Consider the following 17,058-nt stretch of genomic DNA (forward strand, 5'->3'; position numbering starts at 1 on the left):
GCCGGCCCGACGGGCCGTCACCAGACTTCTTGCCCCTAACAGGCAGTGCCCCACCGGCAGAACAAAAAGGAAGAGATACAAATTTTGAGCAGCCACTACGACGTTCTGGGAGTCTCCCGTGAAGCCACCGGAGAAGAGATCAAGAAGGCCTACCGCAAGCTGGCGCGGACCCTCCACCCGGACGTGAATCCGGGGGACGACGCCTCGGACCGCTTCAAGGCCGTCACCCACGCCTATGAGGTGCTGTCTGATCCGCAGAAACGCCGGATCTACGACACCACGGGCAACGAGAACGGCACCGACAACGGCTTCGGCGGCGGCAGCTACGCCGGCCAGGGCTTCGCGTTCCAGGACATTTTCGAGACCTTCTTCGGCGCCGGCGGCCAGGCCGGGCCGGCCTCCAGGGTCCGCCGCGGCCAGGACGCCCTGATCAGCGTCCGGATCGACCTCCGCGATGCCGTGTTCGGCGTCAACAAAAAAATCGAAGTGGACACGGCCGTCACCTGCCCCACCTGCGAGGGCTCGTGCTGCCGTGCAGGCAGCCACCCGGAACGCTGCGACATCTGCGGCGGCAGCGGCCAGGTCCAGCGCGCCGTGCGTTCCATCCTCGGCCAGGTCATGACCACGGCCCCCTGCGGGTCCTGCGAGGGCTTCGGCACCGTTATCAAGGACCCCTGCAACGAATGCGCAGGCCAGGGCCGCATCCGCAGCCGGCGTTCCCTGACGGTGAAGGTTCCCGCCGGCGTCGCCACGGGCACCCGCATCCAGCTCTCCGGGCAGGGCGAGGCAGGACCTGCCGGCGGCCCCGCGGGCGACCTGTACGTCGAGATCCGGGTCAACAACGACGCCACGTACGTGCGCGACGGCGACGACCTGCACGCGAGCCTCAACATCCCCATGACCGCCGCCGCGCTGGGCACCGAGCTGAACCTCGACACCTTCGACGGCCGGCAGGAGATCGATGTCAGGGCCGGAACCCAGTCCGGCGAGGTCATTACGCTCCGCGGGCTCGGCGTCACGCACCTGCGCGGTTATGGCCGCGGCGATCTCAAGGTCCACCTCCAGGTGGACACCCCCGCCAAGCTCGACGCCGCCCAGGAGGATCTGCTCCGCCAGCTCGCCAAGCTGCGCGGGGAACAGTTCAGCGAAGGAAAGCTCGCCGCGGGCGGTGGGGTCTTCGCGAAGCTTCGGGACCGGCTCGGTAACCTGTAGCGGTGAGCAACCCGGTCTTCTTCACCGCCCCCGGCACCCTGGACGGGGTGGCCCCCGGTTCCGTCTTCGTCCTTGACGGGTCCGAGGCCCGCCACGCGGTCACGGTGAAGCGGATTGCCGTGGGCGAGGCCGTGGACATCGCCGACGGCGCCGGAAAGCGCCTGACCGGCACCGTGGCCGCCGTCGCGCCCGGCGAACTGTCCGTGCAGTGCTCCGGACTCGCCGAGGAGCCCGGGCCCGCGGTGCGGCTCGTCCTGGTCCAGGCCCTCGCGAAGGGCGACCGGGACGAACTCGCCGCCGAAACCGCCACCGAACTGGGGATCGACGCCGTCGTCCCCTGGCAGGCGGAACGTTCGATTGTCCGCTGGAAGGCGGAACGCGCGGCGAAAGCCCACGCCAAGTGGCAGTCAGTTGTCACGGCGGCGGCCAAGCAGGCACGCCGCGCCTGGATTCCGCAGGTCCGCCCCGCCGTCGACGGCGCCGGGCTGCAGACGGCAGTGGCGGCGGCCGACCTGGCCATCATCCTGCACGAGGACGCCGTGCGTCCGCTGCGTCAGGTGCTGGAGGCCTGGCTTGCGGCCGATTCCACGGCCGGCTCCTCGGGCGATGGCGCTGCTGTGGACCGGGCAGACCAGAGCCGCGAGGTGCTGCTGATCGTCGGACCCGAGGGCGGCATCAGCCCGCGGGAAGTGACCAGGCTCTGCGACGCCGGCGCGGTGACGGCCCTGCTGGGGCACCATGTGCTGCGCTCTTCCACGGCCGGTCCCGCCGCCACGGTCCTCGCCAGCGACATCCTCGGCCGCTGGTAGCCCTCGAAGTACCGTCCGTGCAGAAAAAGCGATCGACTGCTCCGTAACCGCCGTTTTGACGGTTCAAAAGGGCCGTTACGGAGCAGTCGATGCGGTCCGTTCCGCGGGGGTCCGCTATTTGACCGTGAACCCGCGGGTGTCGACGTTCAGGTCCTCGGCCGGGTTGCCCTCTTCGAGCTGCGACACCCGGACCTCGTAGTTGCCCGGCCCCAGGCTCACCGACAGCCCGAAGGCTCCCGACTGGCCGGCCTCGGCCGAGGCCGTGACCGTCCCGTCCAAATACTTGGTCTCGACGCTGCCGTCGATGCGCAGGATCTCCCACCGGAGTTTGCCGCCCGGAGCGGTGCTGCGGCCGGAGATCTTGACGGCACCGTCCTCGACGGAGGTCCCTTCCTGGGGATCAATAATCCACACCGGCGCGACCATGCCCGTGCTGCGGGCCGTCGGGGAGCCAAGCCGGACGTGGTTGAAGGCGACGTAGTCCGTATGCCCGTCCACGAGCACCACCACCTGGATCTGCTGGCCGGCATCGATCAGCCCCGCACTGGCCGCGGCTGCGGTCGCGGTGTAGACGAGCTGCTGGACCGCGCGCTCGGCCATGTCCGGGTCCACATTGCTGTTGAAGGCGTCTGCGGACAGGTCCACCGTGATGACGTTCTTGCCCGAGATAGAGCTTGCCAGTTTCCTGGGGTTCTGCCACGGGGTGAAGAAATCCGGATCGAGCGGCTTCTCGGACATCATGACCCGGAGCGCCCGGGTGACCGGATTGTCCTGTTCCGGAACGTCGCGGAACTCCCTATAGAGGAACATGCTGTCGTTGCTCCGGCCGATCCAGTACACCGGCGCCTTGTTGGACGCCTGCGTGGTTTCCAGCGGCGCGCTGGTGGTCGGCGCCGACGCCTGGGCAGACAGGACCTGCGACGGGGCACTGGCATCCGTGATCCCGGTCTGGGGCGTGGCCACGCAGCCGGAGAGGGCCAGGGCCAGCGCGGCGGGCAGCGCCAGCAGCGGCATGCCCGGACGTGTCCGCCTGCCTGCCACTGTCTGCCGAGTCCCGCGATCCCTGATGGCCGTTGCCTTCCACTGCTCGTTTTCTTGGTGTTCTAGCCCCCCAGCCCGGCTTAAAAGCCGCGACGGAGGCCGATTTCCAGCATGGCATACGGGCCCGGCGAGAACGTCTGGATTCGCCCGGCCGGCGGGAACTGCAACGGGAACGATATGAGGCCGATACGAAGTTGATACCTAAAACCGGGAACAGCGCCGGATGACGCCAGGCGGCAGCCCGACAGGCCGTGCCGTCCGGCGCGGTGCTCAGCCCCGCACTGGCGTAAGATAAAAGGACCCGCTGACCCCCGGAACCAGAATCAAGCGCCGTCAAATCAAGCGCCGTCGGGGCCGGACCAGCGGACAGACCATTTCGAACTGGAGGGGACCAGAGGCCCGCGGGCCAACACCATGACTGAAGCAGCGAACGGCAAGGCCCGGATCAGCGCCGGAGAGCGCGCCGCAGGTGAATTCCCCCACTCCCTACCAGGGCTGCGGACGGAGGTGGTCCTGTTCGACAACTCCGATCAGATGGTCCAGTCGCTTGGCAGTCATGACGAAGCCCTGCGGTTCATTGAGGCCCAGTTCCCGGCCGTCGACTTCCATGTCCGCGGCAACGAACTCGCCATCAGCGGGCCGGCCGCCGACGTGCCGCGGATCATGCGGCTGCTCAACGAGGTCCGGGGACTCGTCGCCCGGGGCACGGTCGTCACCCCCTCAGTCCTGCAGCAGCTCGTGTCGATGCTCCGGAGCCAGTCCCTGCAGAACCCGGTCGAGGTGCTCACTCACAACATCCTCTCGAGCCGCGGCAAGACGATCCGGCCGAAGACGCTGAACCAGAAGAACTACGTGGATGCGATTGACGACAACACGGTGATCTTCGGAATCGGCCCGGCCGGTACCGGCAAGACGTACCTGGCGATGGCCAAAGCCGTGCAGGCACTCCAGCAAAAGGAAGTCACCCGGATCATCCTGACCCGTCCCGCCGTCGAAGCGGGGGAGCGGCTGGGATTCCTTCCTGGCACGCTCAGCGACAAGATCGACCCCTACCTGCGGCCGCTGTACGACGCCCTGCACGAAATGATGGACCCCGAATCCATCCCGCGGCTGATCGCGGCCGGCACCATCGAGGTCGCCCCGCTGGCCTACATGCGCGGGCGCACGCTCAACGACGCCTTCATCATCCTGGACGAGGCACAGAACACCACCCCGGAGCAGATGAAGATGTTCCTCACCCGGCTGGGCTTCGGCTCCAAAATGGTGATCACCGGCGACGTCACGCAGGTTGACCTGCCCTTCGGGACCCGCTCCGGCCTCCGCATTGTGGAGGACATCCTGCAGGGCATCGACGACGTCAACTTCACCATCCTGGACGCCTCCGACGTCGTCCGTCACCGCCTGGTGGGCGACATCGTCAACGCCTACAGCGTCTGGGACGAGATCCAGCGGAACCGGGTCAAGCATTCCGTGGCCCGCGACAAGCGGGGAGAACACGCGTGAGCATTGAGGTCAACAACGAATCCGGCATCACCGTCGATGAGGCCGAGCTGGTCCAGCTGTCCCGGTTCATTTTCGAACGGCTCTTCATCCACCCGCAGGCCGAACTGTCGATCCTCCTCGTGGACGAGCCGGCCATGGAGAAGCTGCACATCGAGCTGATGGACGAGCCGGGCTCCACCGATGTGCTCTCGGTGCCCATGGACGAGCTGACGCCGGGCACCCCGGACAAGCCCACACCGCAGGGCATGCTCGGCGACATCGCCATCTGCCCGCAGGTCGCGGAGGTCCAGGCGATGAACGCCGGCCACTCCACCCAGGACGAGATGCTGCTGCTCACCACCCACGGCATCCTGCACCTGCTCGGCTTCGACCACGCGGAGCCGGAGGAGAAGGAGGAGATGTTCGGCCTCCAGCGCGAACTGCTCGCTGCCTTCACCGGTAAAGATGCCCCCTCCGAGACGATTCAGTGACGCCACTGATCGTTGCCGGCATGGCGCTGGTGTTCCTCAGTTTTGCCGCGTTCCTGACCGCGGCCGAATCTGCCTTCAACTACCTATCCCGGCACGACGCCGAGGCCGCGATCCTGCACAGCCGCGGTACCGCGCTCCAACGCATCATGGCGCAGCCCGTGGCGCACATGCGCGCCCTGCGGTTCTGGCGCATCTGGTTCGATATGGCCTCCGCCGTAGCCGTGACGGTGCTGCTGAACAGCCTGCTCGACAACGTCTGGCTCTCCGGGCTGATCGCCACCGGCGTGATGGCCCTGCTGGGCTTCGTGATCGTCGGGGTGTCCCCGCGACAGCTCGGCCGGGTGCACTCGGCCGGCCTGGTCCGCTTCAGCGCCCCGCTGATCCGCTGGCTCTGCTGGGTGCTGGGGCCCATTCCGGGCTGGCTCGTCACCCTGGGCAGCGCGGTGGCCCCCGGGGCGCCCGCGGACAACGAGGCCTTCTTCAGTGAAGAGGAATTCCGCGAGCTCGTGGACCGGGCCACGGAGTCCGACGTGATCGAGGACAACGAAGCCGAGATGATCCAGTCGGTCTTCGACTTCGGGGACACCCTGGTCCGCTCCGTCATGGTGCCCCGCACCGACATCCTCTGCATCGACTCCGGGTCCAGCCTGCACCGGGCCATGTCGCTGTTCCTGCGTTCGGGCTATTCCCGGATCCCCGTCATCGGCGAGAACACGGACCAGGTTCTGGGCATCGTGTACCTCAAGGACGTGGCCGCGGTCATCCACAACCTCGGCCCCGGTGAGGAGCCGCCGGTTGTGGACGAGCTCGCCCGCGAGGTGCGCTACGTGCCGGACTCCAAGCCGGTGAGTGAACTGCTGCGCGAACTGCAGAAGGAATCGACGCACGTCGCGATCGTGATCGACGAATACGGCGGCACGGCCGGGCTCGTGACCCTCGAGGACCTGATCGAGGAAATTGTCGGTGAGATCGTCGATGAATACGACACCGAGAGCGCGGAGGCGGTCGAACTCGGCGACGGAAGCTACCGGGTCAGCGCCCGGATGAGCATCGATGACCTCGGTGAGCTGTTCGACCTCGAGCTCGACGACGACGAAGTGGACACCGTGGGCGGCCTGCTCGCCAAGGCCCTCGGCCGGGTGCCGATTGTCGGCAGCACCGTCGAGGTCCACGGCCTGTCCCTCCGTGCCGACCGGCTCGAGGGCCGGCGGAACCGTGTCAGCCACATCATTGCGGCGGCCGTACCAACAGTAGAAACTGACCTTGAAGACCTTCTCGACGAGGCCGCACCAATCCAACAGGGAGTCTCACGTGAGCAAGCAGAATAAGTCCGACGGCGAAGCAGCCCACGGCGGCTACCGGGCCGGGTTTGCCGTGTTGGTCGGGCGGCCCAATACAGGCAAGTCCACCCTCACCAACGCCCTGGTCGGCCAGAAGGTAGCCATCACCTCGGCCAAGCCGCAGACCACGCGGCACACCATCCGCGGCATCGTGCACCGGGAGGACGGGCAGCTGATCCTCGTGGACACACCGGGCCTGCACCGCCCGCGCACCCTGCTGGGGAAGCGGTTGAACGAACTCGTCGCCGACACCCTCGCCGAGGTCGACGCGATCGGCTTCTGCCTGCCGGCCAACGAGAAGATCGGCCCCGGTGACAAGTTCATCGCCGCCCAGCTCGCGGCCATCGGCAACAAGCCGGTCATCGCGATCGTGACGAAGTCCGACACCGTGGACCGCCAGGCCCTCACCGAACAGCTGCTCGCTGTCGACGCTCTGGGCCGAGACGTCCTCGGCGAGGACGGCTGGAAGGATATTGTCCCGGTTTCCGCCGCCGACGGCTTCCAGGTCAAGACCATTGCCGACGTGCTGATCGGCCTTATGCCGCTGTCGCCGCCGCTGTACCCGGACGGACACCTGACGGACGAACCGGAAGCCGTGATGATCGCCGAACTCATCCGGGAGGCTGCCCTCGAAGGCGTCCGCGACGAACTGCCGCACTCCCTCGCGGTTGTCGTCGATGAGATCGTCCCGCGGGAAGGGCGGCCTGAAGACAAGCCGTTCCTCGACGTCCGGGTCAATCTGTACGTGGAACGCCCCTCCCAGAAGGCCATCATCATCGGCAAGGGCGGCGCCCGGCTCCGCGAAGTCGGCACCAACGCGCGGAAGGGAATCGAGGCGTTGCTCGGCGCGCGCATTTACCTCGACCTGCACGTGAAGGTCGCCAAGGACTGGCAGCGGGACCCGAAGCAGCTCGTCAAGCTCGGTTTCTAGGCACCACCCCGGCGCCGGCGAGGCCGGCGCCGCTCCCATGGAGCCCGCCATCGGGGAATTCCCAGATTCGGGCCCTAAAATGGGCTGACCCCTTTTCTGAAAGAAGGCTCAACTGTGTCTCGACCCCGTGAAGACCGCGCAGACGGAACCGGATCCCCGGTTCGGTCAGGTTCTGCTGCCCGGCACACGGATGATCCCGCCGTCGGTCCGGCACGGCATCTGGGACGCGTCCGGGCCATGCCCGGCTGGCTGAAAATCGGCACCGCAGTGGTCTCCATCCTGCTGGTGGGTGTCCTCGCCTTCGGCGGCTACTGGGTCCTCCGCTTGCAGGGAAATATCAGCAAGGCATCGCTCGGGGCCGGCAGCGACAAGACCGAGGGTACCCTGGACGACTCGCGGGACCGGATGCAGATTCTCATTCTGGGCTCGGACACCCGGGACGGGAAGAACTCGAAGTACGGCACGTCCGACGATGCCACCGGGTTCGGGCACTCCGACGTCATGATGCTGATGGACATCTCGGCGGACAACAAGCGGGTCAGCGTGGTCAGCTTCCCCCGCGACCTGCTCGTGGACACGCCCGCCTGCACCGACCAGGAATCCAAGCAGGAATTCCCGGCGAAGCAGAATGTGATGATCAACGAGGCCATGTCCGAGGCCGGCATCGGCTGCGCCGTGGATACGGTCAACAAACTGACGGGCCTGGAGATCGACCACTTTATGATGGCCGACTTCAATGCCGTCAAGGAGCTCTCGAACACGGTGGGCGGTGTGGAGGTGTGCATCAGCGACGCCGTGTACGACCCGGATTCGAAGCTGCGGCTCCCCGCGGGAACCTCCACGGTCCAGGGGGAGCAGGCACTGGCGTTCCTGCGCACCCGGCACGCGTTTGCGGACGGCGGCGACCTCGGCAGGATCAAGGCTCAGCAGGGCTTCCTGTCGGCCATGACGCGGAAGCTAAAGGATGACGGCACGATGTCCAACCCCGCCAAGATGCTGGAGATTGCCGACGTCGTCACCCGGAACCTGACCATCGACGACGGGCTCGCCTCCATCCCGACGCTGCTGACGGTCGGGAACCGGCTGAAGAACATCGACGTCGGCAAGGTCGCCTTCGTGGCGGTCCCGACCGTGCCCGCGGTGAGCGACCCGAACCGCCTGCAGGTCGCCGAGCCCGCCGCTTCCCAGCTCTTCGCGGCGATGCGCAAGGACATTGACCTCACGGACCCGACGGCGCCGCCGAGCCCGTCCGCATCCCCGGACCCCAGTGCCAGTGCCGAGCCGACACCCAGCGAGACGGCCCCCGCCTACGAGAAGGCGCTGCAGCCCGTCACGGTCGCGAACGGATCCGGTGTTCCGGCGCGCACCCAGGAGATCATCCAGGCCCTCACCGCCGGCGGTTTCACCCAGCTCGGCCAGCTTGCCGCCCAGCCGGTCGCAGCGACCGCCGTCTATTACGGTGCGGGCTACGAGGTTGTCGCCGCCGATGTCGCCGCCCTGTTGGGCATTCCGGCGACGCAGGTGCTTCCGGCCGCCGGTGTTGCCGGCGTCCAGGTCTACCTGGGCAGCGTCCTGGCGGGCGGCACCCCGGGTGCGGACGCCGCGGTGCAGCTGCCCGCGGACATCGTCAACCAGACCGCCGGTGACGTGGTCTGCCAGCAGGCCAACCCGGCGCTGATCACCCGGTAGCGGCGCCGCTTCAGCCGGCGAGGGCCGGCCGCGGGAACTGGACTGTTCCCGCGGCCGGCCGTTTGTGCGTGTCCGGGCGGGCGGTGCCGCCGGGGAGCACCTACCAGATGCTGACCCGCTCGGCCGCCGGCATCCACATGCCGTCCTGCTCCGCCATGCCGAAGGCCTCGTGGAAGGCGTCCAGGTTCTTGGCGATCTGGTTGGTGCGGAACTCATTGGGGGAGTGCGGATCCGTGGCGATCCTGCGGATCGCTTCCTCGGTCCGGATGACCTGCCGCCAGCTGGCAGCCCAGGACGCAAAGAAGCGCTGCACGCCGGTCAGGCCGTCCAGGACCGGAGGCTCCTGCCCGTCAAGGCTGATCCGGTAGGCCTTGTAGGCAATCGTCAGGCCGCCGAGGTCTCCGATGTTCTCGCCCAGGGTGAGTTTGCCGTTGACGGTGTGCCCGGGCGCGGCGGCGGGGGAGAGCGCGTCGAACTGGGCCACCAGCCTGGCGGTCAGTGATTCGAAGGCGGTGCGGTCGTCTTCCGTCCACCAGTTGCGGAGCAGCCCGCTGCCATCGTACTGGGAGCCCTGGTCGTCAAAGCCGTGGCCGATTTCGTGGCCGATGACAGCGCCGATGCCGCCGTAGTTGACGGCATCGTCGGCGTCGGCGGTGAAGAAGGGCGGCTGCAGGATCGCCGCGGGGAAAACGATCTCGTTGAGCAGCGGGTGGTAGTACGCGTTTACCGTCTGCGGCGTCATCAGCCACTTCTCCCGGTCCACGGGCTTGCCCACCTCGTCAAGGTGCCGGTCGACGTCGGCGTTGTGCGCCCGCTCCACATTGCCGAGCAGATCCGACGGGTCGATCTCCACCGCGGAGTAGTCGATCCACTTGTCCGGGTAGCCGATCTTGGCCCGGAAGGAATCGAGCTTCTTCAGCGCCTCATGTTTCGTGTCCTCGCCCATCCAGGCCAGGCCGGTGATCGATTCCCGGTACGCCTCGATCAGGTTCGCGACCAGCGACTCCATCCGGGCCTTGTGCGTCTCCGGGAAGTGCCGGGCCACGTAGATCTGGCCCACGGCCTCGCCAAGTGCAGCCTCGACGACGGCGACCCCGCGCTTCCACCGGTCCCTGTTCCGCGGCGTGCCGCTGAGCGTGGTGCCGTAAAAGGCGAAGTTGGCGTCCACCAACGCGGAGGAGAGGTACGGTGCGGCCGCGCTGACGACGCGCAGGGCAAGCCATTCCTGCCACGCGGACAACGGCTCGGAGTCCAGCAGGGCCGCCGCTCCGGCGAAGAAGTCCGGCGTGCTCACGACCAGTTCGGCGCGCTTCTCCGGTGTGATGGCGGCGGCGTCGAACCAGGTCGTGAGGAGCGGGAACAGCTCCGCGGCCTCGTCGGCGGACTTCAGGTTGTACGTCTTCTGCGGATCCCGCAGGGTGACCTTGTCCCAGTGGTGCGAGGCCAGCGCCGTTTCCAGTGCCACGACCCGGCCAGCCGCTGTTTCCGGGCCGGCGACGCCGGCCAGGGTGAAAACGGTCGCCACATGGTCCTGGTACGCCTGGACGACGGCGGCGAACTTCTCGTCGCGGTAATACGATTCATCCGGCAGGCCCAGTCCGCCCTGGCCGGTGTAGAGCAGGATTCGGTCGGGGTTGCCGGCGTCGGGGGCGGGATAGATGTAGAAGAGGCCGCCCACGTCCGCGCGGAACAGGCGCCCGGAGAGGGCCACGAGCTCGGCGGCCGTCTGCGTGGCGAACACCTCGGCGAGCCGCTGCCGGATCGGGTCCAGGCCCTTGGCCTCCACCGCAGCCTCGTCCATGAAGCTGTTGTAGAGGTCCCCGATCTTCTGCTCGATCCCGGTTGACTCCGCGCCGCGGGCGGCCGCGTCCAAAATGATCTCCTTCACCGCAAGCTCCGAGTCGTCCCGCAGCGCCGTGAACGTGCCCTCCAGGGGCCGGTCGTCCGGGATCTCGGTGCTCTTGAGCCAGGTGCCGTTGACATGCTGGTACAGGTCATCCTGCGGCCGGACACTGGCGTCGATATTGGACAGGGCGATCCCCGAAAGTGACACGGATGCTCCTTTGAGAGGCAGCCCGGGACCGCCGTGTTACGGGTCGCGGTCTGCATGGTGGACGTTACGGAGGTGTGGCTCCTTCATCTTACGCACCCGTGTTACTGTGAAAAGGTGCGCGCAGAACTGCTCCTCCTTAGCTGCCGCGGCGAGGCCTCAGACGCGATCTAGCGCAAGGCCCACCCTCGCTGCGGAGTTTGTGTTGCCCGGCCACCTTTCATCAGGAATCACAGAAAAGGCCCCGATTGTAATGCGAAACGCACAGAAGCCCTCAGGAATGCCCGTCCACCGCTACGTCCCGTTCCAGGACCTGATCACGGTTGAACTGCCGGACCGCACCTGGCCGGACAAGGTCATCACCAAGGCCCCGCGCTGGTGCGCCGTCGACCTGCGCGACGGCAACCAGGCCCTGATCGACCCGATGAGCCCCGCCCGCAAACTGAAGATGTTCCAGCTGCTGGTCCAGATGGGCTACAAGGAAATCGAAGTCGGGTTCCCCTCCGCCTCACAGACGGACTTCGACTTCGTCCGCCAGCTGATCGAGGGCAACCACATCCCGGACGACGTCACCATCCAGGTCCTGACCCAGGCCCGCGAGCACCTGATCGAGCGGACCTACGAGTCCCTGGTCGGCGCCAAGCAGGCAATCGTGCACCTGTACAACTCGACGTCGGTCCTGCAGCGCCGGGTCGTCTTCAACCAGGACGAGGACGGCATCCTGGACATCGCCCTGCAGGGCGCGCGGCTCTGCAAGAAGTACGAAGAGACGCTGCAGGACACCCACATCACCTACGAGTACTCACCGGAATCCTTCACCGGGACCGAGCTGGAGTACGCCGTGCGGGTCTGCAACGCCATCGCCGACGTGTTCGAGGCCTCCGCCGACAGCCAGGTCATCATCAACCTGCCGGCCACGGTGGAAATGGCCACCCCCAACGTCTACGCCGACTCCATTGAGTGGATGAGCCGGAACCTGCACCCGCGGGAGGGCATCATCCTGTCCCTGCACCCGCACAACGACCGCGGCACCGGCGTCGCGGCCGCCGAGCTGGGTTACCTGGCCGGCGCCGACCGGATCGAAGGCTGCCTGTTCGGCAACGGCGAGCGGACCGGCAACGTGGACCTGGTGACGCTGGGCCTGAACATGTTCGTCCAGGGCGTCGACCCGATGATCGACTTCTCCGACATCGATGAAGTCCGCCGCACCGTGGAGTACTGCAACCAGTTGCCCGTGGCCGAACGCGCTCCGTACGGCGGGGACCTCGTCTTCACCGCCTTCTCCGGTTCCCACCAGGACGCCATCAAAAAGGGCCTGGAAGCCCTGGAGAAGGACGCGGCCGCCGCCGGCAAGCACGTGTCCGACTATCCCTGGCAGGTCCCGTACCTGCCGGTCGACCCGAAGGACCTCGGCCGCAGCTACGAGGCCGTCATCCGCGTCAACTCCCAGTCGGGCAAGGGCGGCGTCGCCTACCTGCTGAAGAACGAGCACAACCTGGACCTGCCGCGGCGCGCCCAGATCGAATTCTCCGGTGTCATCCAGAAGCAGACCGACACCGTGGGCGGCGAAGTCAGCGGCGCCCAGCTCTGGCAGGTCTTCAAGGATGAATACCTGCCCTCCGGCTCCGCCGACGCGCAGTGGGGCCGCTACGCCCTCGGCCCGTTCAGCACCGAGACGGACGAGGACGGTTCCATGACGCTGCACGCCGCGCTCAAGATCGACGGGACCCCCGTCCACCGCATCGGCACCGGCAACGGTCCGATCGCTGCGCTGCTGAGCATCCTGCGCGAAGACGGCGTCGACGTCCGGGTGCTGGATTACAGCGAACATGCCCTGTCCGAAGGCGGCAGCGCCCTCGCCGCGGCCTATGTCGAATGCGCCGTGGGGGAGCGTGTGCTGTGGGGCGTCGGGATCGACGCCAACACGTCCACGTCCTCGCTCAAGGCCGTCATCTCGGCCGTGAACCGCGCCATCCGGGACGCCCGCGCCTAAGCCGGCCGTCACTGCGCCGCCGGGTCCCTCCGGCGGCGCAGCCTGCCTGAACTGCGGTGTTTCCCGATAGGCAGCGTTTCCTTCAAAGACAGTGCGAAGATTAACCGTGGCCCATCCCTCCTCCTTTGCCTCCCGCGCCTACCGTGATGACGGTGTCATCCTGCGCACCCACAAGCTGGGTGAAGCGGACCGCATCATCACCATCCTCACCAAGCATCACGGCCAGGTCCGCGCGGTGGCCAAGGGCGTCCGCCGTACCAGCAGCCGTTTCGGCGCCCGGCTGGAACCCTTTATGGTTGCGGACCTCCAACTGATCTCCGGACGTACCCTGGACATTGTCACGCAGGCCGTCGCCAAAGGGGCCTACGGCGGCAACATCGCCGCGGACTACGGCCGCTACACCGTCGCTGCGGCCATGACGGAGACGGCCGAGAAGCTCACCGACGTCGACGGTGAAGCGGGCACGGCCCAGTACAACCTCCTCGTCGGGGCCCTGGCATCGCTGAGCCGCGGGGACCACAGCCCGGAACTGATCCTCGATTCGTACCTGCTGCGCGCCCTCGCCACCGGCGGCTGGGCGCCGAGCTTCACCGATTGCGCCCGCTGCGGGGCCCGCGGCCCGCACACCGCGTTCTCGGCTCCGCTCGGCGGCATGGTGTGCGCCGACTGCCGGCCGCCGGGATCGCCCGCGCCGGCCGCGGAAACCGTCCTGCTGCTCGGCGCGCTGCTCACCGGGGACTGGACGACGGCGGACGCGTCCCTCCGCGTGCACCGCCGGGAGGCCGCCGGCCTCGTGGCCAGCTACCTGCAGTGGCATCTGGAACGTGTCCTCAAATCCCTCAAACATGTGGAGCGAACGTAACTGTGGCGTTGGGAAAAAAGAAGAATCCGGTCCGGCAGCGGAGCGCCCCCGTGGTGCTCCCGTACCCGCACGCCTCCGGAGCCGTGCCCCCGGCGATCCCGGCGGAGTTCATTCCCCGCCACGTCGCGATCGTGATGGACGGCAACGGACGCTGGGCCAACCAGCGCGGCCTGCCCCGGATCGAAGGCCACAAGGCGGGTGAACCGGCCCTGCTGGATGTGGTGGCCGGAGCGATCGAGCTTGGCATCGAGTACGTGAGTGTCTACGCCTTCTCCACCGAAAACTGGCGCCGCTCGCCCGAGGAAGTGCGCTTCCTGATGGGATTTAACAAGGACGTGCTACGTCGTCAGCGCAACCAGCTCGATGAGTGGGGCGTCCGGATCCGCTGGTCCGGCCGGCGCCCCCGGCTCTGGGGCTCGGTGATCCGCGAACTGGAGGAGGCCGAGGACTTCACCCGCGGCAACAGCACGTGCACGTTGAACATGTGTGTTAACTACGGCGGGCGCGCCGAAATCGCAGATGCGGTCTCCGCGATTGCGGAGGAAGTCGCCGCCGGGCGGCTCAAACCGGGCGCCATCACCGAAAAGACCATCCAGAAATACCTGGACGAGCCTGACCTTCCCGACGTCGACCTGTTCCTGCGCAGCTCCGGCGAGCAGCGCCTCTCCAACTTCATGCTGTGGCAGTCGGCGTATGCCGAGTTCGTCTTTATGGACACGCTCTGGCCCGACGTGGACCGGCGCACCCTGTGGGACGCCGTCGAGATCTACGCCCAGCGGGACCGCCGTTACGGCGGTGCCGTGGACGCGGCACCCGCCGGCCCGGCCTGACCCCAGGGGTTCACACGGAGGAGCCGCCGTCGTCCAGCACGTACGCGCGGAGCCAGCGGGCCAGCCGGGCGTAGGCGTCGGCGCGGACTTTCGGGGCGGACAGGAACACATCATGCAGGGCGCCGTCGACCCGTTCGAGAGTGACGGTCCGGCCGAGGCTGAGGGCTCGCAGGGCAATGGTGTTGACGTCCAGGACCGCGTCGGTGCGCCGCATGGACTCCTTCCAGAACATCCCGGTGGCGCTGGCCCCGGAGATCAGCACCAGGATCGGGACGTCGATGTTCAGTCCCCGCGCCACCTGCGACTGCCCGCTGAGGACCGCGCTCAGCCACCCGGCCCGCACGGGGAACGCCCGGGGCGGGCGGTAGTTGTCATCCAGGGTCCATTCGCCCTCCGCGGCGCTGCTGATGCTGCGCCAGTAAAAGCCGCGTTCGGGGAGCCGGATGATGGCTTCGGGCCGGAACCGCGCGAGCGGTTCCACCATGGTCCGCGCCGCGCGGCGCACGGCCGGACTGCCGTGCATTTCCAGCCACGGGCTGTCGAGGATCAGCTGCGAAACCATCCCCGGATGCCGGCTGGCCCACAACGCGGCGATCAGCCCGCCGGTGGAATGGCCCATCAGCGCCACCGTCGGCGGAGCTGCAGCCTCGGGGTGCAGGGAGGTGATGATGCCAATCGCCGCGGTGATCTCGGCGTCGTAGTCGTCCAGGTCGGCCACATAGCCGCCGTGCGCGCCGGCGTGGAGGCTCCGCCCGTGGTTGTGCATGTCGAGGGCGAAGAACGCGAAGCCTTGGCCGGTCCAGAATTCGGCGAGTTCCTCGTTGAAGAAATAGTCACTCCAGCCGTGCAGGAACAGCACGGCGCGGGGCCGGCCCCCGCCGGCCGCACCCCCGTCGGCGGCGCTCCGTGGAACGGGAACGTGCCGCACCAGCGTGGCGGTCCGCTCGACGCCGTCGGGCCCAGCCGCCGCGAAGGTACAGGCTTCGAAGTCGTCGCCGAGGATATCGGGTACCCAGTCCATTGCTTCATGCTAGCGCCCGGTAGACCGCGGGTTTGGTCTGGGCCGCCGGAACCGCAAAACTAGATCCATGCGCGTATACCCGACTTTCTTCCGGCTGGCCTTCTCATGGATGGACGCCGAACGCGCCCACAGGATCGGCTTCAGGGCCATCCGGCTCGTCCACTCCTGCGGCGCGGGACGGGTGCTGCAGAAGTTCACCGCCCCGGCGGCGTCGCTCCAGACCCAGGCGTTCGGCCTGACGTTCCCTTCCCCGTTCGGCCTGGCGGCCGGATTCGACAAGGAGGGCCACGGCATTGAGGCCCTCACCGAACTGGGCTTCGGCCATGTCGAGGTCGGCACCATCACCGGGCAGGCCCAGCCGGGGAACCCCGCACCGCGGCTCTTCCGCCTGGTCGAGGACCGGGCCGTGGTCAACCGGATGGGTTTCAACAATGACGGCGCCGCCGCCGTGGCGCCGCGCCTGAAGTCCGCCCGCGCCGCCCTGCAGCGCCGCCACCCCGGTGTCCGCCCGGTGATCGGCGTCAACATCGGCAAGAGCAAGGTCGTGGAACTCGAGGACGCCGTGGCCGACTACCTCGTCAGCGCCCGCAGCCTGGCGCCCGCCGCCGACTACCTCGTGGTCAACGTCAGCTCCCCGAATACCCCGGGCCTGCGGCTGCTGCAGGACGTCGAAACACTGCGCCCGCTGCTGACGGCCGTGGGGGAAGCGGCGGACCTGGCCTCCGGACGGCACGTTCCGCTGCTGGTCAAGATCGCCCCGGACCTCAGCGATGAAGACATCGACGACGTCGCGCGCCTGGCACTGGACCTGAAGCTGGACGGCATCATCGCCACCAACACCACCATCGCCCGCGCCGGGCTCTCCTCCAGCGCCGACAAGGTGGCGGCGTGCGGCGCCGGCGGACTGTCCGGCGCGCCGCTGAAGCAGCGGTCACTGGAGGTGCTCGCCCGGCTGAAGGCGGCCACCGGCGGCAGGCTGACCCTGGTCTCCGTGGGCGGCGTCGAAACCGCGCAGGACGTCCAGCAACGGCTCGACGCCGGCGCCACCCTCGTGCAGGGATACACGGCGTTCCTCTATGAAGGACCGTTCTGGGCCGCCCGCATCAACCGGCTGCTCGCGAAGCACCCGTCCCGGCGCTGAGCCACCCGGCACCGCACGGACCGTCCCTCGGCTGCCCGGGGGACGACAAAGCCCCCGGCAAGTCTGAACTGCTCCCCGAAAGTTGGACTGAGAAATCAGTTCTGACTTTTGGGGAGCAGTTTTATGCGGGAGAGCAGTTCGTTGTCCAGGGCGCAGCGGGAGGCCG

Annotated in this window: 14 protein-coding genes; 11 read left to right on the forward strand and 3 right to left on the reverse strand. The window is 67.7% G+C overall.

The window, feature by feature from the left end:
* Positions 1–84 precede the first annotated feature (84 nt).
* Positions 85–1,212, forward strand: coding sequence for a molecular chaperone DnaJ (gene dnaJ, locus ACZYZ5_RS05105; RefSeq protein WP_463899663.1), 1,128 nt, complete (start codon positions 85–87; stop codon positions 1,210–1,212).
* Positions 1,213–1,214: 2 nt separating this feature from the next.
* Positions 1,215–2,021: a 16S rRNA (uracil(1498)-N(3))-methyltransferase gene (locus tag ACZYZ5_RS05110; protein ID WP_463899666.1), complete on the forward strand. Its 807-nt coding sequence runs from the start codon at positions 1,215–1,217 to the stop codon at positions 2,019–2,021.
* A 114-nt stretch (positions 2,022–2,135) separates the two neighbouring features.
* On the opposite strand, the gene ACZYZ5_RS05115 is transcribed toward ACZYZ5_RS05110, so the two are convergent.
* The gene (locus ACZYZ5_RS05115; RefSeq protein WP_463899668.1) at positions 2,136–3,035 is read right to left on the reverse strand and encodes a GerMN domain-containing protein; all 900 of its coding nucleotides are present in this window, start codon (positions 3,033–3,035) and stop codon (positions 2,136–2,138) included.
* A gap of 441 nt (positions 3,036–3,476) precedes the next feature.
* Between ACZYZ5_RS05115 and ACZYZ5_RS05120 the strand changes: the two genes are divergently transcribed.
* The 5 genes from ACZYZ5_RS05120 (at position 3,477) to ACZYZ5_RS05140 (ending at position 8,995) form a co-directional block, all read left to right on the forward strand.
* Entirely contained in the window at positions 3,477–4,565 is a 1,089-nt protein-coding gene (locus ACZYZ5_RS05120) for a PhoH family protein (protein WP_463899670.1), read from the forward strand.
* Positions 4,562–5,035: an rRNA maturation RNase YbeY gene (gene ybeY / locus ACZYZ5_RS05125; protein WP_463899671.1), complete on the forward strand. Its 474-nt coding sequence runs from the start codon at positions 4,562–4,564 to the stop codon at positions 5,033–5,035. The genes ACZYZ5_RS05120 and ybeY overlap by 4 nt, the downstream gene beginning before the upstream one ends.
* Positions 5,032–6,363 carry a hemolysin family protein gene (locus ACZYZ5_RS05130; protein ID WP_463899674.1) on the forward strand — a complete coding sequence of 444 codons (1,332 nt, stop codon included), beginning with the start codon at positions 5,032–5,034 and terminating at the stop codon, positions 6,361–6,363. The genes ybeY and ACZYZ5_RS05130 overlap by 4 nt, the downstream gene beginning before the upstream one ends.
* On the forward strand, positions 6,347–7,306 hold the full coding sequence (era, locus tag ACZYZ5_RS05135; protein ID WP_463899676.1) for a GTPase Era: 960 nt from the start codon (positions 6,347–6,349) through the stop codon (positions 7,304–7,306). Before ACZYZ5_RS05130 ends, era begins: the two co-directional genes overlap by 17 nt.
* 114 nt (positions 7,307–7,420) lie before the next feature.
* A complete protein-coding gene (locus ACZYZ5_RS05140; protein WP_463899678.1) occupies positions 7,421–8,995 on the forward strand; it encodes an LCP family protein in 1,575 nt (524 codons plus the stop codon).
* A 100-nt stretch (positions 8,996–9,095) separates the two neighbouring features.
* On the opposite strand, the gene ACZYZ5_RS05145 is transcribed toward ACZYZ5_RS05140, so the two are convergent.
* Complete coding sequence (locus tag ACZYZ5_RS05145; RefSeq protein WP_463899679.1) at positions 9,096–11,048, reverse strand: M13 family metallopeptidase; 1,953 nt, start codon at positions 11,046–11,048, stop codon at positions 9,096–9,098.
* Positions 11,049–11,298: 250 nt separating this feature from the next.
* On the opposite strand from ACZYZ5_RS05145, the gene leuA reads away from it, so the two are divergent.
* From leuA to ACZYZ5_RS05160, 3 genes are all read left to right on the forward strand, one after another.
* Positions 11,299–13,038: a 2-isopropylmalate synthase gene (gene leuA / locus ACZYZ5_RS05150; RefSeq protein ID WP_463899682.1), complete on the forward strand. Its 1,740-nt coding sequence runs from the start codon at positions 11,299–11,301 to the stop codon at positions 13,036–13,038.
* Between the two features lie 106 nt (positions 13,039–13,144).
* The gene (gene recO, locus ACZYZ5_RS05155; protein WP_463899683.1) at positions 13,145–13,900 is read left to right on the forward strand and encodes a DNA repair protein RecO; all 756 of its coding nucleotides are present in this window, start codon (positions 13,145–13,147) and stop codon (positions 13,898–13,900) included.
* A 2-nt stretch (positions 13,901–13,902) separates the two neighbouring features.
* On the forward strand, positions 13,903–14,730 hold the full coding sequence (locus ACZYZ5_RS05160; protein WP_463899684.1) for an isoprenyl transferase: 828 nt from the start codon (positions 13,903–13,905) through the stop codon (positions 14,728–14,730).
* Between the two features lie 10 nt (positions 14,731–14,740).
* Here the strand turns inward: ACZYZ5_RS05160 and ACZYZ5_RS05165 are convergent, their stop codons facing one another.
* The gene (locus ACZYZ5_RS05165; protein ID WP_463899685.1) at positions 14,741–15,751 is read right to left on the reverse strand and encodes an alpha/beta hydrolase; all 1,011 of its coding nucleotides are present in this window, start codon (positions 15,749–15,751) and stop codon (positions 14,741–14,743) included.
* Positions 15,752–15,818: 67 nt separating this feature from the next.
* Between ACZYZ5_RS05165 and ACZYZ5_RS05170 the strand changes: the two genes are divergently transcribed.
* Positions 15,819–16,892 carry a quinone-dependent dihydroorotate dehydrogenase gene (locus ACZYZ5_RS05170; RefSeq protein ID WP_463899686.1) on the forward strand — a complete coding sequence of 358 codons (1,074 nt, stop codon included), beginning with the start codon at positions 15,819–15,821 and terminating at the stop codon, positions 16,890–16,892.
* Positions 16,893–17,058 lie beyond the last annotated feature (166 nt).

This window comes from Pseudarthrobacter ribosi (assembly GCF_055412865.1).